We start from the raw sequence: 16,606 nt of genomic DNA, 5'->3' as shown, positions 1-16,606 counted from the left end.
AAAACATATGGAATATAATAAATTAACAGAAAGGGCACAAGCAGTAATTTTAGAAGCTGAAAATGAATCGGAAAAATTTAAACATGGGTATGTTGGAACTGAGCATATATTACTTGGTATATTAAAGGAAGATGGGTACTCTGCTAAGTTATTGAAAAAGTATGGGGTTAATAGCGAAAATATTAGAAGTATGATACAAAGATATTTAGGTTATGGAGATATCAAGAAAACAGACGATAATATTTTGCTGACTCCTCGAACTAAAAGACTAATAGATGAAAGTTTTGCGGCAGCAAAAAGATTAAATCATAAATATGTTAGTCCTGAGCATATTTTATTAGCATTGCTTAATCAAGAAGAAGGAATGGCGTATACTATTTTAAAAAGCTTGAATATTAACTTTACTATCATAAGTGAAGAATTGCTTGTATTCTTATCTGGTAATTATGAAGATAAAGCTAGTGATAAAAATGCAGTGGATAATAAGAAAGCTAATACTCCAATGCTTGATAAATATGGAAGAGATTTAACGGTGCTATCTAAGGAGCAAGGATTAGATCCTGTAATTGGAAGGGATAATGAAACTCAAAGGTTATTGGAAATTCTTTGCAGAAGAATTAAAAATAATCCATGTTTAATTGGAGAGCCAGGTGTTGGTAAAACTGCTGTGGTTGAAGGACTAGCACAACGAATAGTAGAAGGAAATATTCCTGAGATACTTAAGAACAAAAGGGTTGTTTCTTTGGATTTAACATCTATGATTGCAGGGGCTAAATATAGAGGTGAATTTGAGGAAAGGCTCAAGAAAACAATGGATGAAATCATTAAAGATAAAGATATAATTATTTTTATAGATGAGATTCATACGATTATAGGAGCAGGAGGAGCAGAAGGAGCTATTGATGCATCTAATATATTAAAGCCTGCTTTAGCAAGAGGGGAAATTCAATGTATAGGAGCAACGACTATAGATGAGTATAGAAAATATATTGAAAAAGATTCTGCATTAGAAAGAAGATTTCAACCTGTAACAGTAGGAGAGCCTTCAAAGGAAGAAACACTAAAAATTCTTAAAGGATTAAGAGATAAGTATGAAGCGCATCATAGAGTTGAAATCACAGATGAGGCATTAGAAGCAGCTGTTAATTTGGCAGATAGATATATAACAGATAGATTCATGCCAGATAAAGCCATTGATTTGATTGATGAAGGTGCTGCTAAAGTAAGAATTCAAAGTTTAACGGCACCGCCAGATTTAAAAGATCTAGAAGAAAAGATTGAAAATATAGGTAAAGAAAAAGAAGAAGCCATAAGAGTTCAGGATTTTGAAAGAGCTGCAAATCTAAGGGATAAAGAGAGAATCTTGAAAGAGCAGTTAGGTAATATGAAAGATAACTGGGATACTCAGAATTCTATAAAAACACTAATTGTAGATGCAGAAAAAATAGCTAGTGTAGTATCATCTTGGACTAAGATTCCAATTCAAAAATTAACTGAATCAGAAAGTGAAAGGCTGTTAAAATTAGAAGAAATATTGCATAAAAGGGTCGTTGGGCAAAATGAGGCAGTTAAATCCATATCAAGGGCTGTGAGAAGAGCACGAGTTGGAATAAAGGATCCTAATAGACCAATAGGAAGTTTTATATTTCTAGGGCCAACTGGAGTTGGAAAGACTGAGCTTTCTAAAGCTCTTGCAGAAGCTATGTTTGGCGATGAAAATAGCATTATAAGAATTGATATGTCAGAATATATGGAAAGTCATTCAGTGTCTAGATTAATAGGTTCACCTCCAGGATATGTAGGATATGAAGAAGGTGGTCAACTTACAGAAGCGGTTAGGAGAAAGCCTTATTCAATAGTTCTTTTAGATGAGATAGAAAAAGCAAATCCAGAAGTATTTAATATATTGCTTCAAATTATGGAAGACGGACGACTCACTGATGGTAAAGGCAAAATAGTTAATTTTAAGAATACAATAATTATAATGACTTCAAATGTCGGTGCTCATCAAATTAAAAAGCAAAAGAGTATAGGATTTAGTAGCGTTAGTTCTAAAAATGAAAATGAGACTGAATATGAAAAGATGAAGGAAAACATATTAGGAGAATTAAAACAAAAATTTAGACCAGAGTTTTTGAATAGGATAGACGATACAATAGTATTCCATAAACTAAGTGATGAAGACTTGAATCAAATTATAGACTTAATGCTTGCATCAATAAGAAGAAGACTTGAGGATAGAGATATATATCTAAACTTTGAAGATAATAGTAAAAGGTTCCTGTTAAGCAAGGGAATTGACCTTGATTATGGTGCAAGACCACTAAGAAGATTAATAATAAAAGAGGTTGAAGATAAATTAAGTGAGGAAATATTACAAGGAAATATAAGAATTGGAGACAGAGTAAAAGTAAGTGAGTTAGAGAACAAACTTATTTTTAGAAGATTAGCCGAAAGCAATTTAGAGCTCAATAAGAATTAATTTATGGTTAATGGGCTATTTCAAAGATATAAATTATTTATACATTGAAATAGCCTGTTTTATTTGAAGATGAATCTAATGTTTTAGGTATTAGGTAGTTTAAAATGTATTAATAATAGGAGAAAATAGATATGGATAAAGAAAAAAAAGAATTAGACTTAGTTATAATTGGGGGTGGCCCAGCTGGTCTTACAGCAGCTATGTATGCAGGAAGGGCAAAGTTAAATACTCTGTTGCTAGAAAATGAACTTGTAGGAGGTCAAGTTAGAAATAGTTATACTATAGAGAATTATCCAGGATTTAAAAGTATAAGTGGTGGAGATTTAGCAGATATATTCCAGGAGCAAGCTAGAAATCTTGGAGCTAATATTGATGAGTTTGATTCAATTGAAAAAATATATATTTCAGATGATGAAAAAATTATAGAGACTGAATCATATGTATATCAGCCGAAAGCTGTAATAATCGCTACAGGAGCAGCACCTAGAAAACTTCCTATTCCACAGGAAGAACGATTTTCTGGAAGGGGAATCCATTACTGTGCTATTTGTGATGGGGCACTTTACCAAGGGAAAAAAGTCGCTGTTGTAGGAGGTGGAAATTCTGCACTAGAAGAGTCTATATTTTTAACTAGATTTGCTGAAAAAGTGTATTTAGTAAGAAGATATGATTACTTTAAAGGAGAACAATCATTAATTGATGAAGTTTTCAATAACCCTAAAATAGACGTGCTATTAAATAAGGATTTGATTGGAGCTAATGGTAAGGAGTTTTTAGAATCAGTTATTATAAAAGATACTAAGACTCAAGAAACTAGTAACTTAGATGTTAATGCTGTTTTTGGATATATAGGAACAGAGCCTAGAACAAAAGAAATAAAGGATTATATAAATTTGAATGAACAGGGTTATATAATTACTGATGAAGAGTTACAGACAAATATTCAAGGCGTATATGCGGCAGGGGATGTAAGAGAAAAGAAGTATAGACAAATAACAACTGCTGTATCAGATGGTACGATTGCACTTTTGAATGCAGAAAAATATATATTGAAAAAGCGAAAATAGAAGCATAAATTAGATATGAATATTAATTAATATAAGAAAAAATGAAAGAGGCGTATATACGCCTCTCGATTATTTACCTAAAGCCTTTAAAATAGCAGGCTTATCAAAACCTATAATAATATTATCATTAATATCTAATACTGGGACACCCATTTGATTAGACTTTTTTATCATTTCTTCTCTAGCAGTCATGTCATCTTGAACATTTAGCTCTTGAAATTCAATATTTTCTGATTTAAGAAAATTTTTCGCTTTAACGCACCAAGGACAAGTATTAGTAGTATATACTTTTATCATAAATGAATACGCCTCCTTAATAATTATTATCATGTAATTAATATTATAATATAGATTTTATAATCATTCAATATAACTGGAAAATAATGATGTTTATGATTATTTAAAGTGTGATTTAAGTAAATACTATTTTACTATTAGAATAATCATTATATAGTTGTTTTGTTTGTATGTAACTAACAAGTTATATACTATAATTGTTTTCTAGTTTTAATAATATAATTTCTATTTGTTATAGATCAGCTGTTTATCAATCTATCTTATGATAGCCTTTGTAATAATTTATTAAATATTCTAAAAGCAAAAAATAAAATAATTATGAAGTACTATATAATGATTGAATGAAGGTTGAACACGGATTATGTTTAGCTCACAATATATGGGTGATAAAGTAATATGATATAATATAATTAAAATTCTTATTAAAAAGCAGGATGTAATAAAGTTCTAGAAACAAAAGGAGAGATTTATGAAGAAAAAAACATTATATAGATGCAATAGCTGTGGTTTTGAAAGTATAAAGTGGCTTGGTAAATGTCCTACGTGTAGTAGTTGGAATACTTTAGAAGAAGTTACAATTGAAGCAAAAAGTTTAGAGACTAGATCTAGACAGTTAGTAAAGAAACCGTTAAAAAAACTTTTTGAGATAGTTTCAAATAAAAGCGATAGAATAGTGACAGGAATAAATGAATTTGATAGAGTTATGGGTGGAGGGATCGTAAAAGATTCAATTTCGATTATAACAGCAAGACCAGGGGCCGGTAAATCAACGCTTCTTCTTGAAATTTCTGATGCTGTTGCAAGAAAGGGATATAAAGTAATTTATGCATCGGGGGAAGAAAGTGATAGTCAGATAAAAAATAGAGCAGATAGAATTCTTAATAAAATTCATGAAGATATATGGGTTATGCAAGAAACAAGCCTTGACAATGTTTTAGATGCAGTTGAAGAAATAGATCCAGATATTATAATAATAGATAGCATACAAACATTTACTATGGAATCGTCTTTACCAGCGAGGGCAGGATCTCCTACACAAACTATGGAGTGTGCTAATGCATTGCTTCAAACAGCAAAAAACGAGAAAAGACCAAGAGCTGTTATAATAGTCGGACAGATGACTAAAAATGATGAACTTGCAGGGCTAAGAGCTTTAGAACATTTAGTTGATACGGTGCTTATAATAGAAGATGATAGTGATGAAGAGCTAAGAGTACTTGTGAGTTCTAAAAATAGATTTGGTGGTATCGAAAATGGATTCTTTCAAATGGGAGAGAGAGGCATTATTTCAATAGACAATCCATCAGAATTTTTTATGACAAAGCGTGAAGAAGGAGAAATTGTATCAGGAAGTGCCTTAACTGTAATTAAAGAAGGAACAAGAGCCATAATAACGGAAATAGAGAGTTTGGTGTCGAAAAGTTTCACTCCGTATCCTACAAGAATAGGAGAAACATTAGGAAAGGATAAATTAAATACGCTTATATCTATACTGGAGCAACGTGGGGGAATTAATCTATATGATAAGAATGTAATTATTAAAACTACAGGTGGTATAAAAATAAGAGAACAGGGCATTAATTTAGCTGTAATAATGAGTATAGTATCATCGGTAAAGCAGCAAGGGATAGAATCAAATATTGCGTTTATAGCAGATGTAGGACTGACTGGTGAGCTTAAAAAAGTACCATCATTAGAAAGTAGGATTAGAGAACTTGAGAGAATGGGATTTAAAAAGGCCTATGTTCCAAAGAATTCTATAGGGAAAAGCAATAATCTGAAGAAAATAGAGATAATTGAATTGAAGACATTGATAGATGTGATAAATAATATTTATAGAAATTGAAACATTATAGGAATGATGTAGTAAGTGTAAAGGGGATAGAGCTATTTCTTACAAATAAATATATTATAACTTAAATTTTACAAATATTATTGAGGGATTATATTTATTATAGTATTATAGTTTTTAGAGCCTATGTTAATAAATTACTCTTAAAATAATAATATTAGCAAAAACATTTAACATTTGATTTCAAGTAATGCTAGAAAAGTATCAAAATGATTTTTAAAGAAAATGGGTGAGTGTATGAGAATAGAAAAGGGAATAGGAATAAAAAATGTCTTAAAAATAATGTGCCCAGGCACTCAACTAAGGGAAGGTCTTGAAAATATATTAAGAGCTAAAACAGGTGGTTTATTAGTAATTGGTGACGATGAAGAAGTTATGAAGATTGTTGATGGTGGTTTTTATATTAATTCAGAGTATACCCCATCATATGCGTATGAATTAGCTAAAATGGATGGGGCTATAGTGATAACTGGAGATTTAAAGAAGATTGTTTGTGCTAATGCACAATTAATACCAGATTCATCTATACCGACATATGAAACAGGAACTAGGCATAGAACAGCCCATAGGGTAGCTAAACAAACAAATAACATAGTAATCGCGATTTCTCAAAGAAGAAATATAATAACTATGTACAAGGGCGATATAAAATACGTATTAAGAGAAAGTAGTGTAATTCTTGGAAAAGCAAATCAAGCTCTTCAAACATTAGAAAAATATGTTGCAGTACTTGAACGTGTTATTAACAACTTGAATTTATTGGAGTTCCAGGATTTGACAACACTATTTGATGTAGTTACTGCAATTCAGAGAACCGAAATGGTAATGAGAATAGTAGAAGAAATTAACATGTATATACTAGAGTTAGGTAATGAAGGACGATTAATATCAATGCAATTGAATGAATTAGTTAAGCATATAGAAAGAGATGGAATATTGTTAATTAGGGATTATTGCAAAGATGGTCTTCAATATAATGATGTATATGAACACATTCAAAAGCTAAACTCTTCAGAATTATTAGAGTTAGACGCAGTTGCAAGAACGTTAGGTCGTGGAGGAATTCCTCTTATGGATACATTAATATCGCCAAAGGGATATAGAATGTTGAGTAAGGTTCCTAGAATACCATCTAATGTTATTGATAATCTTATAAAAGAATTTGAAGAATTAAGCAATATAATTGATGCGGATATAAGTGACTTAGATAATGTTGAAGGAATAGGAGAAGCAAGAGCTACTGCTATTAAAGATGGATTGAAACGTATAAAGGAACAAGTCTCATTAAAAAAGGAAATATAATAATTGAAGTTGCATTGAATTAAATGTGATTTAGTTAATACAGAGAAAATGGCATTTGCTTAGATGCATCAAGCTAAAAGTCAAATGAATTTTTAAACTTGAATGAAAATATTAGCAAACTTAATAATTTATTCATTTTAGAGGCACTTATTGTATGATATAATTAATATAATTCAGAGAAACATTGAAAAAGTGATTAAAACATTATTTATTTGTAAATAATTAGAAGGAGGTGAAGTTTGTGTTAAAAAAACTATTAAGGGGAATTTTTTCTGTAATCGGATTGATATTAGGATATTTCATATCTGAAATATTACTTACAATCCCTCAGGTTGATAATTTAACTTACATTTCAACAACTATAACTAGAGTTTTGTTTATTATTATCATATCTTTTATTTTTGGACTTATATTTTATATTATTTCTCCTATTATATACAAAGGAATTTCTAATTTAATTGAGTATATTGAAAAGAGTATGCAAAAAATGAGCATAACTGAAATCATTTATGGGACTTTTGGAGCTGTAATTGCTTTAATTCTTATGACATTTATTGCAAAACCAATAAATGATATAAATATAATTGGACCAATTTTATTGATTTTATTAAATGTGTTAGCAGCTATAATAGGTGCAGAAATAATGATTAAAAAGAAGGAAGATATAACAGCTCTTCTTGTTAATATGAAGAAGCCTGTGATTAAGGAGAAAAAAGTTAAAGAGGTAATAAAGGAATCTATAAAAGGAATTCCAAAAGTATTAGATACATCAGTGATAATTGATGGGAGAATATTTGATATTTGTGAGACGGGATTTGTTGAAGGACCATTGGTTATACCTAACTTTGTATTAGATGAGCTTAGACATATATCTGATTCTTCCGATTCATTAAAAAGAAATAGAGGAAGAAGAGGTTTAGATATATTAAATAAAATACAAAAAGAGTTAGCTATAGAAACTCAAATTGTAGAAGATGATTTTCCTAAAATTGCAGAAGTTGATGCAAAGTTACTAAAACTTGCACAAAAAATGGAAGGAAAGGTTATAACTAATGATTATAATCTAAATAAGGTAGCCGAATTTCAAGGGGTGCCAGTATTAAATATAAATGAATTATCGAATGCAATAAAGCCGGTTGTATTACCGGGTGAAGAAATGACGATTGATATAGTAAAGGATGGAAAAGAATCAAGTCAAGGTGTTGCATATTTGGAAGATGGAACTATGATTGTTGTTGAAGGTGGAAGAAAATATATAGGACAAACAACAAACGTTATAGTTACATCAGTTCTTCAAACAGCAGCAGGACGAATGATTTTTGCAAAACCAAAAGATAATTAAAAGTTAAGGAGAGTTTTCTGTATGGTTAGTGCGGTAGTATTAGCTGGAGGCAGAGGTAAGAGAATGGGCTATATTCAAAGCAAGCAATATATTGACTTGAATGGCGCTCCCATTCTTTATTACACGTTAAAACAGTTTATAGAAAATGATTTGATAGATAAGATTATTTTAGTAGTGCCTGAAGATGAAAAAGATTATTGTAAAAGAGAAGTATTAAATAAGTATGGATTAAAAATAGACAATTTGGTATCCGGTGGGAATGAAAGGCAGGAATCTGTATATAATGCTTTAAAGGAATTAGAAACTTCTGATATAGTATTAATTCACGATGGGGCTAGACCATTTGTATCTCAGAAAATAATAAATGATGCGATTGAATATGCTAAGCTTTATAAAGCGACAGCGCCTGGAATTATGCCAAAAGATACCATAAAAATTAAAGATAGTAATAATTTCTCAATAGATACTTTAGTTAGAAGTAATCTTGTTGCAATTCAGACGCCACAAGCTTTTGATTTTAACTTAATATATGAATGCCATAAAGAAATAAGGCAACGAGGTATAGCGGTTACTGATGATACTAGCGTAGTAGAACTTTTAGGACATAAAGTCTATATTTATGAAGGTGATTATAAAAATATAAAAATAACTACACCGGAAGATCTAATACTCGCAGAATATTTCGTGAAAAATATAGTATAGTGATAATATATTGACAGACTAAATTCAGAAAGTTATAATATATAAAATTGAATTAAGATTCTAAAACGTTGATGAAGAATAGTAGAAGTCGATTATAATAAGAGAAAAAGTCCATTGGCTGAAAGGCTTTTAAACAGACTTCGAACCAGCTTTTGAGTATAGGGAAAAACTATCGGTTTAAAACCGTTATCATTGCTAGAGAACAAATTTAGGTGGTACCGCGATATAAAGTTCGCCCTAATATATATTATTAGGCGGACTTTTTTTATTTAGGTAATTATAATATTTTAATCTAGTAATTATTTATAAAATCTGATATTCAGGTTTTATTTCATCATATATAAAATATTAGTTGTAATCTAACCAATATTATTTAGGAGGAACATCAAATGAAAATGTCTAATATGTTAATATCAACATTAAGAGAAGTACCAGCGGAAGCAGAGATTGACAGCCATAAGCTTATGTTAAGAGCTGGAATGATAAGGAAAATGGCTGCGGGAGTATACAATTATATGCCTCTTGGACTAAAAGTTTTAAAAAAAGTTGAGGATATAATTAGGGAAGAAATGAATGCAGCGGGAGCACAGGAGTTTCTAGCATCAGCTATTATTCCTGCAGAATTATGGCAGGAATCTGGTAGATGGGATGCATATGGAGCAGAAATGTTTAGGTTAAAAGATAGAGGTGAAAGAGATTTCTGTTTAGGACCAACTCATGAGGAAGTATTTACTGATATAGCGAGAAATGAAATTAAGTCTTACAAGCAACTACCTCTTAATTTGTATCAAATCCAAACAAAGTATAGAGATGAACGTAGGCCTAGGTTTGGTGTAATGAGATCTAGGGAATTTGTAATGAAAGATGCTTATAGCTTTGATAAAGATCAAGTTGGGCTAGACTTAGCTTATGATAAAATGCATGATGCATATGTCAAAATATTTAATAGATGTGGTTTAGATGCAAAATGCGTTGCGGCTGATTCAGGTGCTATCGGTGGTTCAAATTCAGCAGAGTTTATGGTTAAGTCAGAAGTTGGAGAAGATGATGTAGTATTTTGCAGTGACTGTAATTATGCAGCGAATATTGAAAAAGCTTCTTCACCTGCAGAGAAAGAGTTAAAACAAGAGTTTAAGGAAATAAATAAAGTTGAAACACCTAATGTAAAAACTATAGATGAATTGGTTAAGTTTTTTGGTACTAATGAGAAAAAATTCGCAAAGACCATCTTGTTTAATGCAGATGGTAAAATAGTAGCGGTTATGGCTAGAGGCGATAGAGAAATTAATGAGGTGAAGGTAAGCAACGCAATTGGTGAAGTGATTAATCTGGAGCTTGCTAGTTCAGAAGATGTAAAAAAGGCAACGGGAGCAGAGATAGGATTTGCGGGGCCAATAGGGATAAAGGTAGATATGCTGTTAGTTGATGAAGAAGTAGCTAATATGTATAACTTTATTGTAGGTGCTAATGAAACAGGTTACCATATTAATAATGTAAATTATGGAAGAGATTTCGAAGGTATAATAGGAGACTATAGAAATGTAAATGAAGGTGAAAAGTGTCCAGTTTGCGGTGGTAAAGTAGCTATTGCAAGAGGAACAGAAGTAGGGCACATATTTAAACTTGGCACTAAATATTCGGAAGCAATGAATGCTAAATTCATAGATGAAGATGGAAAGGAAAAGCCATTTATAATGGGGTGCTATGGAATTGGAGTTACAAGAACAATGGCATCTATAATTGAACAGCATCATGATGAAAATGGTATAGTATGGCCATTGGCTGTTGCACCATACCATGTTTCTGTAATTCCTGTTAATGTAAAAGATGAAGAACAAGTTAGAATTGCAAATGAAATTTACGAACAATTAACAAGTGTTGGAATAGAAGTTCTTTTAGATGACAGAAATGAAAGGGCAGGAGTGAAATTCAAAGATTCAGAATTAATGGGAATACCAATGAGAATAACAGTGGGAAAAAAGATTAGCGATAGAGAAATCGAATTTAAACTCAGAGATGGGGAAATGGAAGTAATAAAAATAGAAGATGTTTATAATATAATAAAAGGTGAATTTGAGAAAAGTAATATAAAACTAAAATAACTTTAGGAGGTAAATTAATGAGGGTATTTAATACTTTAACAAGACAAAAAGAAGAGTTTATCCCTATTATTCCGGGCGAAGTTAAAATGTATGTCTGTGGGCCAACTGTTTATAATTTTTTTCATATAGGTAATGGAAGAACATTTATTGTCTTTGATACTATAAGAAGGTATTTGGAGTATAGAGGATACAATGTTAGATTTGTTCAAAACTTTACTGATATAGATGATAAGATGATTAATAAAGCTAATGATGAAGGAATTACTGTAAAAGAACTAGGAGATAAGTATATAAAAGAATACTATCAAGATGCTGATTCGTTAAAAATAGAAAGAGCTACTGTTAATCCTAGAGCAACAGAATATATTCAGGACATAATCAAATTTGTTGAAGATCTAATCGAAGCAGGATTTGCTTATGAAGTTGATGGTGATGTTTACTATAGCACAAAAAAGTTTGATAATTATGGAAGACTAGTAGGGCAAAATTTAGATGATCTGCAGGTTGGTGCAAGAATATCTGTTGATGAAAGAAAGAAGGATCCTATGGATTTTGCAGTATGGAAGGCCCAAAAACCGGGTGAACCTGCTTGGGAAAGTCCTTGGGGGCCAGGAAGGCCAGGATGGCATATAGAGTGCTCATGCATGGCAAAGAAGTTATTGGGAGACACAATAGATATTCATGCAGGTGGGATGGATTTAAGATTCCCGCATCATGAAAATGAAATAGCTCAAAGTGAAGCCCTAACGGGAAGAACTTTCGCTAATTATTGGTTACATGCAGCATTTGTTAATGTTGACAATAAGAAAATGTCTAAATCATTAAATAACTTTTTTACCGCAAGAGAAATTCTTGAAGAATATAATTCGGATGCAATAAGGTTTTTGATGCTGTCTGGACACTATAGAATACAAATAAACTTCACTAAAGAACTTTTGGATTCAGCAAAATCATCAATAGAAAGATTATATAATTGCATAAATAATCTTGAAAACTTGAAAGATGAAGTTGTTAAAAAGTTAATGGATGAAGATGAAGAGAGATATTTAAAGTCTTTAGATAAGTATAGAGAAAAATTTATTGAAAAGATGGATGATGATTTTAATACAGCAGACGCTATTTCGGTATTGTTTGATTTGACTAAAGATATTAACAATAATGTGAATATTAATTCATCTTCTGAATTATGTGAGAAAGCAGAATCGATTATTAGAGAACTTGGAAATCCGCTCGGTATACTTCAAGATAGTATTGAGAAGAATCTGGAAAGAGAAGTTCAAGAGCTTATTGAAAAGAGACAGCAAGCCAGAAAAAACAAGGATTTTGCACTTGCGGATAAGATAAGAGATGATTTGAAAAGTAGAAATATAATTTTAGAAGATACACCGCAGGGTGTTAGATGGAAAAAGATTGACTAATTAAAGAAAGGGTTGCATTTTTGCAACCCTTATTTAAAGGAGAATTATAATGTTAGATGATTTAAGAATTAGAAAATTTTCAAGGGATGAAGCAAGGATGTTGAACTCACTTCAATTGGCATTAATAGGAGATGGAGTATTTGAAGTTTTTATTAGAAATTATATTTTGACTCAAAATACGGCATTATCTGCAAATAAGATACATGTGAAGGCAATTGGATATGTGAAAGCAAAAAGTCAGGCGTGTATAATGCATGAAATTGAAAATCTCCTAACTGAGGAGGAAGAGGGGGTTTATAAAAGAGGAAGAAATGCTAAGTCACCTACTGTGCCTAAAAATGCAGAGATAAGAGATTATAGAATGGCAACTGGATTTGAAGCGTTAATTGGGTATCTATACTTAATAGGGGATAAGGAAAGGTTAGAATTTATATTTAACAGAAGCATTGAAATTATTAATTAATTCATATGATTAAAAAGAGGAGGATCTGTAATGCAAAATAAGCCGAAGAGATTTAGTTCAAGTGGTAAGGTTATGGAAAAAGAAGATAAATTTAAAATTGAATCAAAAAATAAAGGGAAAAACTACAATCAAGCAAAAATGAAAACTAAAAAAGAGGATACGGCAGTAGATGATGGTAAGTTACGAAGTGACATTGAAGAGAGAGAAGATATAGTTATTGGGAGAAATGCTGTAATTGAGGCTCTAAAAGGAGATCGAACAATTGAAACGCTATATATATCTAATAGTAAATTAGAAGGTTCGATAAAAACTATTGTTAGTTTGGCAAAAGAAAATAGAATTTTAATGAAAGAAGTGGATAAAAGAAAACTTGATTCAATGTGTGGGGGGGAAGTACATCAAGGAGTAATAGCAAAAGTTACACCATATAAATATTCAGAGGTGTCGGATATATTGAATTTAGCTGAGAAAAGAGGGGAAGCTCCGTTCATAGTTATACTAGATGAGATTGAAGACCCTCATAATTTGGGTTCGATAGTAAGAACAGCAGAGTTATTTGGAGTTCATGGAATTATACTTCCAAAGAGAAGAAGTGCATCTGTAAGTACAACTGTTTATAAATCTTCAGTAGGCGCAATAGAACATGTGAAAATAGCTAAGGTAACAAATCTAAATTCAACAATAGAGGAACTAAAAGAAAAGGGGGTCTGGGTATATGGAGCAGACATAAGAGCTGAAGAATATAGTTATCAGGTAGACTTTGGAGGGCCCTGTGCGGTTATAATTGGAAATGAAGGAAGAGGCATTTCAAAATTAACAGTAGAAAAGTGTGATAAACTAATAAAAATACCAATGGTCGGAAAGATTAACTCTTTAAACGCCTCAGTAGCTGGTGGTATAATTATGTATGAAGTTTTAAAAGGACGATTAAAATAGAAAGAGGTATATCGTGAAAACTATTTTTGTAGATGGTTATAATGTTATAAATAGTTGGCCTAATTTAAAACAAAAAAAAGACTCTAGCTTTGAGGGTGCAAGGCAAACTCTTATAGATACTCTACATAATTATGGGGTTTTTAATGCTTGTAGAATAATATTAGTATTTGATGCTCATAAAGTTACTGGAAGCCTTGAAAAGAAAGAACAGGTAAATAGAAATATATCGGTAGTATTTACAAAGGACGGGGAGACCGCAGATAGTTATATTGAGAAACAAGTAAATGCTCTAGGAAGGAAACATGAAATAGTTGTTGTAACATCTGATAGTCTAGAACAGCAAACAATTTTTCAAAGAGGTGCAGTTAGAATGTCATCTTTAGAATTTTACAATGAGGTTCTAAGGATAGAGAAGTCTATAAAAAATAAAACAGATAAGAACAGAATTTCACAAAAAAATATAATAAGTGATAATATAGATGATAGGATAGCCAAAATATTAGAAGAAATCAGAAGAAGTAAGTAAATTCAGTTGACTAACATAATTTTACTGGGGTATAATTGTCTAAACGAGTGGTTAGTTTAATGCAGAAGAGAGTTGAGAATAAGCAGTTGAAAGGTTTTTTAGATTTCAAAGATAAATCAGACGAAGAAATTGTTGCGAAAGCTAAAAGTGGTAATAGTAGGGCGCAAGAATATTTGATTTCAAAATATGAAAACTTTGTAAAGTCAAAGGCAAAATCATATTTTTTAATTGGAGCAGATAAGGAAGACATTTATCAAGAAGGGATGATAGGCTTATACAAAGCCATCAGAGATTTTAATTCGGAAAAATCAACATCATTTAAAGCCTTTGCAGAGATATGTGTAATTAGACAAATAATAACTGCAATAAAAACAGCTACTAGGCAGAAACATATTCCGTTAAATACTTACGTCTCTTTAAATAAGCCAATATATGAAGAAGAATCTGAGAGAACTCTTCTTGATGTTTTAGCAGGATTGAAAATTTCAGATCCGGAAGAGCTAATGATTAGTAAAGAACAAATGGATTATATTGAGAAAAAAATTTCGAAAGTGTTATCCGATTTGGAATTAGAAGTTCTTACTTCATATCTTGATGGTAAATCGTATCAGGAGATTGCAAGTGATTTAGAACGTCACTCGAAATCTATAGACAATGCACTACAAAGAGTAAAGAGAAAATTAGAAAAATGCTTAGATTTAAAGTGATAATTTATATTGACAAATAAAAAAAATAATAGTAAACTTTATAATTGGTATATCAAAGAAGATAGCAATTTTGAACGCTCACATAGCTCAGTCGGCAGAGCGTCACCTTGGTAAGGTGGAGGTCGTCGGTTCGATTCCGATTGTGAGCTCCAAATAATAAAAAATAAAAAAACACTAGGCCAAGTTTATTAGAAGATAATAAGGGAGGAAAATTATAATGGCAAAAGCAAAGTATGAAAGAAGTAAGCCACACGTTAATATTGGAACAATAGGTCACGTAGACCACGGTAAGACAACATTAACAGCAGCAATTACAACAGTATTAGCAAATAAAGGATTCGCTGAAGCATTTAACTATGCAGATATTGATAAGGCTCCAGAAGAAAAAGAAAGAGGAATCACAATCAATACAGCACACGTTGAATACCAAACAGAAAACAGACATTATGCTCACGTTGACTGTCCAGGACATGCTGACTATGTTAAGAACATGATTACAGGAGCAGCACAAATGGATGGAGCTATCTTAGTTGTATCAGCAGCAGATGGTCCAATGCCACAAACAAGAGAACATATACTACTAGGATCAAGAGTTGGTATCCAATATATCGTAGTATTCTTAAATAAAGCAGATATGGTAGATGATCCAGAATTATTAGAATTAGTAGAAATGGAAGTTAGAGAATTATTAAGTGAATATGACTTCCCAGGAGATGATATTCCAGTAATAACAGGATCAGCATTAAAAGCATTAGAAAATCCAACAGATGAAGAAGCAATTAAGCCAATCATGGACTTAATGGAAGCAGTAGATAGCTATATCCCAACTCCAGAAAGAGCAACAGATAAGCCATTCTTAATGCCAATCGAAGATGTATTCACAATTACAGGAAGAGGAACAGTTGCAACAGGAAGAGTTGAAGCTGGAGTACTTCATGTAGGAGACGAAGTAGAAATCGTTGGATTAAGTGAAGAAAAGAAGAAGGTTGTAGTAACTGGAATCGAAATGTTCAGAAAGTTATTAGATGAAGCGCAAGCAGGAGATAACATCGGAGCATTATTAAGAGGAGTTCAAAGAGCTGATATTGAAAGAGGTCAAGTTTTATCAAAACCAAATTCAGTACACCCTCACACTAAATTTGTAGGTCAAGTATATGTACTTAAGAAAGAAGAAGGCGGAAGACATACTCCATTCTTCGATGGATACAGACCACAATTCTATTTCAGAACAACAGACGTTACAGGATCAATCAAATTACCAGATGGAATGGAAATGGTAATGCCTGGAGATCATATTGATATGAATGTTGAATTAATCACTCCAATCGCAATGGATGAAGGATTAAGATTCGCTATCAGAGAAGGTGGAAGAACTGTAGGTTCTGGAGTTGTTACTAAAATAGTAGAATA

The 16,606-nt window shown here is 31.5% G+C and carries 14 protein-coding genes and 1 tRNA gene; 14 read left to right on the top strand and 1 reads right to left on the bottom strand.

The genetic code is table 11. From position 1 onward, the window contains the following. The first annotated feature begins 7 nt into the window (after positions 1-7). Both T483_RS0117610 and trxB read left to right on the top strand, forming a co-directional pair. Positions 8-2,482 carry an ATP-dependent Clp protease ATP-binding subunit gene (locus tag T483_RS0117610; RefSeq protein ID WP_026888025.1) on the top strand — a complete coding sequence of 825 codons (2,475 nt, stop codon included), beginning with the start codon at positions 8-10 and terminating at the stop codon, positions 2,480-2,482. 131 nt (positions 2,483-2,613) lie between these two features. Then, positions 2,614-3,549 (top strand): thioredoxin-disulfide reductase, encoded by a 936-nt coding sequence (gene trxB / locus T483_RS0117605; RefSeq protein ID WP_026888024.1) that lies wholly within the window; start codon positions 2,614-2,616, stop codon positions 3,547-3,549. Positions 3,550-3,618: 69 nt separating this feature from the next. Here the strand turns inward: trxB and T483_RS0117600 are convergent, their stop codons facing one another. After that, the gene (locus T483_RS0117600; protein ID WP_026888023.1) at positions 3,619-3,846 is read right to left on the bottom strand and encodes a glutaredoxin family protein; all 228 of its coding nucleotides are present in this window, start codon (positions 3,844-3,846) and stop codon (positions 3,619-3,621) included. 469 nt (positions 3,847-4,315) lie between these two features. Here T483_RS0117600 and radA point away from each other — a divergent pair, with 469 nt between their 5' ends. From radA to tuf, 12 genes are all read left to right on the top strand, one after another. Continuing rightward, positions 4,316-5,692 carry a DNA repair protein RadA gene (gene radA, locus T483_RS0117595; RefSeq protein WP_026888022.1) on the top strand — a complete coding sequence of 459 codons (1,377 nt, stop codon included), beginning with the start codon at positions 4,316-4,318 and terminating at the stop codon, positions 5,690-5,692. 243 nt (positions 5,693-5,935) lie between these two features. Then, a complete protein-coding gene (gene disA, locus T483_RS0117590; RefSeq protein ID WP_026888021.1) occupies positions 5,936-7,000 on the top strand; it encodes a DNA integrity scanning diadenylate cyclase DisA in 1,065 nt (354 codons plus the stop codon). A 241-nt stretch (positions 7,001-7,241) separates the two neighbouring features. Next, a complete protein-coding gene (locus T483_RS0117585; protein ID WP_026888020.1) occupies positions 7,242-8,342 on the top strand; it encodes a PIN/TRAM domain-containing protein in 1,101 nt (366 codons plus the stop codon). Positions 8,343-8,363: 21 nt separating this feature from the next. After that, a complete protein-coding gene (ispD, locus tag T483_RS0117580; RefSeq protein ID WP_026888019.1) occupies positions 8,364-9,044 on the top strand; it encodes a 2-C-methyl-D-erythritol 4-phosphate cytidylyltransferase in 681 nt (226 codons plus the stop codon). Between the two features lie 389 nt (positions 9,045-9,433). After that, complete coding sequence (locus T483_RS0117575) at positions 9,434-11,146, top strand: proline--tRNA ligase (RefSeq protein ID WP_026888018.1); 1,713 nt, start codon at positions 9,434-9,436, stop codon at positions 11,144-11,146. A 17-nt stretch (positions 11,147-11,163) separates the two neighbouring features. Continuing rightward, complete coding sequence (gene cysS, locus T483_RS0117570; protein ID WP_026888017.1) at positions 11,164-12,564, top strand: cysteine--tRNA ligase; 1,401 nt, start codon at positions 11,164-11,166, stop codon at positions 12,562-12,564. Between the two features lie 49 nt (positions 12,565-12,613). Continuing rightward, positions 12,614-13,027 carry a Mini-ribonuclease 3 gene (locus T483_RS0117565; RefSeq protein ID WP_026888016.1) on the top strand — a complete coding sequence of 138 codons (414 nt, stop codon included), beginning with the start codon at positions 12,614-12,616 and terminating at the stop codon, positions 13,025-13,027. Positions 13,028-13,165: 138 nt separating this feature from the next. After that, the gene (gene rlmB / locus T483_RS0117560; protein WP_431603157.1) at positions 13,166-13,963 is read left to right on the top strand and encodes a 23S rRNA (guanosine(2251)-2'-O)-methyltransferase RlmB; all 798 of its coding nucleotides are present in this window, start codon (positions 13,166-13,168) and stop codon (positions 13,961-13,963) included. Between the two features lie 13 nt (positions 13,964-13,976). Next, positions 13,977-14,489, top strand: a complete 513-nt coding sequence (locus tag T483_RS0117555) for an NYN domain-containing protein (protein WP_026888014.1) — start codon at positions 13,977-13,979, stop codon at positions 14,487-14,489. Between the two features lie 59 nt (positions 14,490-14,548). Further along, positions 14,549-15,196: an RNA polymerase sporulation sigma factor SigH gene (gene sigH, locus T483_RS0117550; protein WP_035790335.1), complete on the top strand. Its 648-nt coding sequence runs from the start codon at positions 14,549-14,551 to the stop codon at positions 15,194-15,196. Between the two features lie 76 nt (positions 15,197-15,272). Further along, positions 15,273-15,348 (top strand) — tRNA-Thr (locus T483_RS0117545). Positions 15,349-15,413: 65 nt separating this feature from the next. Further along, positions 15,414-16,606: elongation factor Tu (gene tuf, locus T483_RS0117540; protein WP_026888012.1), on the top strand; the 1,193-nt coding region annotated here is incomplete at its 3' end.

The sequence above is a fragment of the Clostridium beijerinckii HUN142 genome, assembly GCF_000621745.1.
GTDB classification, from domain to species: domain Bacteria; phylum Bacillota; class Clostridia; order Clostridiales; family Clostridiaceae; genus Clostridium; species Clostridium beijerinckii_A.
Note: the sequence above shows the minus strand (reverse complement) of the source record. Positions and strands in the feature narration are given on the sequence as shown.

Bases quoted from the DNA above. Each gene is read 5' to 3' on its own strand.
- T483_RS0117610 (WP_026888025.1), top strand. From the start codon at position 8: ATGGAATATAATAAATTAACAGAAAGGGCACAAGCAGTAATTTTAGAA.
- trxB (WP_026888024.1), top strand. From the start codon at position 2,614: ATGGATAAAGAAAAAAAAGAATTAGACTTAGTTATAATTGGGGGTGGC.
- T483_RS0117600 (WP_026888023.1), bottom strand. From the start codon at position 3,846: ATGATAAAAGTATATACTACTAATACTTGTCCTTGGTGCGTTAAAGCG.
- radA (WP_026888022.1), top strand. From the start codon at position 4,316: ATGAAGAAAAAAACATTATATAGATGCAATAGCTGTGGTTTTGAAAGT.
- disA (WP_026888021.1), top strand. From the start codon at position 5,936: ATGAGAATAGAAAAGGGAATAGGAATAAAAAATGTCTTAAAAATAATG.
- ispD (WP_026888019.1), top strand. From the start codon at position 8,364: ATGGTTAGTGCGGTAGTATTAGCTGGAGGCAGAGGTAAGAGAATGGGC.
- T483_RS0117575 (WP_026888018.1), top strand. From the start codon at position 9,434: ATGAAAATGTCTAATATGTTAATATCAACATTAAGAGAAGTACCAGCG.
- cysS (WP_026888017.1), top strand. From the start codon at position 11,164: ATGAGGGTATTTAATACTTTAACAAGACAAAAAGAAGAGTTTATCCCT.
- T483_RS0117565 (WP_026888016.1), top strand. From the start codon at position 12,614: ATGTTAGATGATTTAAGAATTAGAAAATTTTCAAGGGATGAAGCAAGG.
- rlmB (WP_431603157.1), top strand. From the start codon at position 13,166: ATGAAAACTAAAAAAGAGGATACGGCAGTAGATGATGGTAAGTTACGA.
- sigH (WP_035790335.1), top strand. From the start codon at position 14,549: ATGCAGAAGAGAGTTGAGAATAAGCAGTTGAAAGGTTTTTTAGATTTC.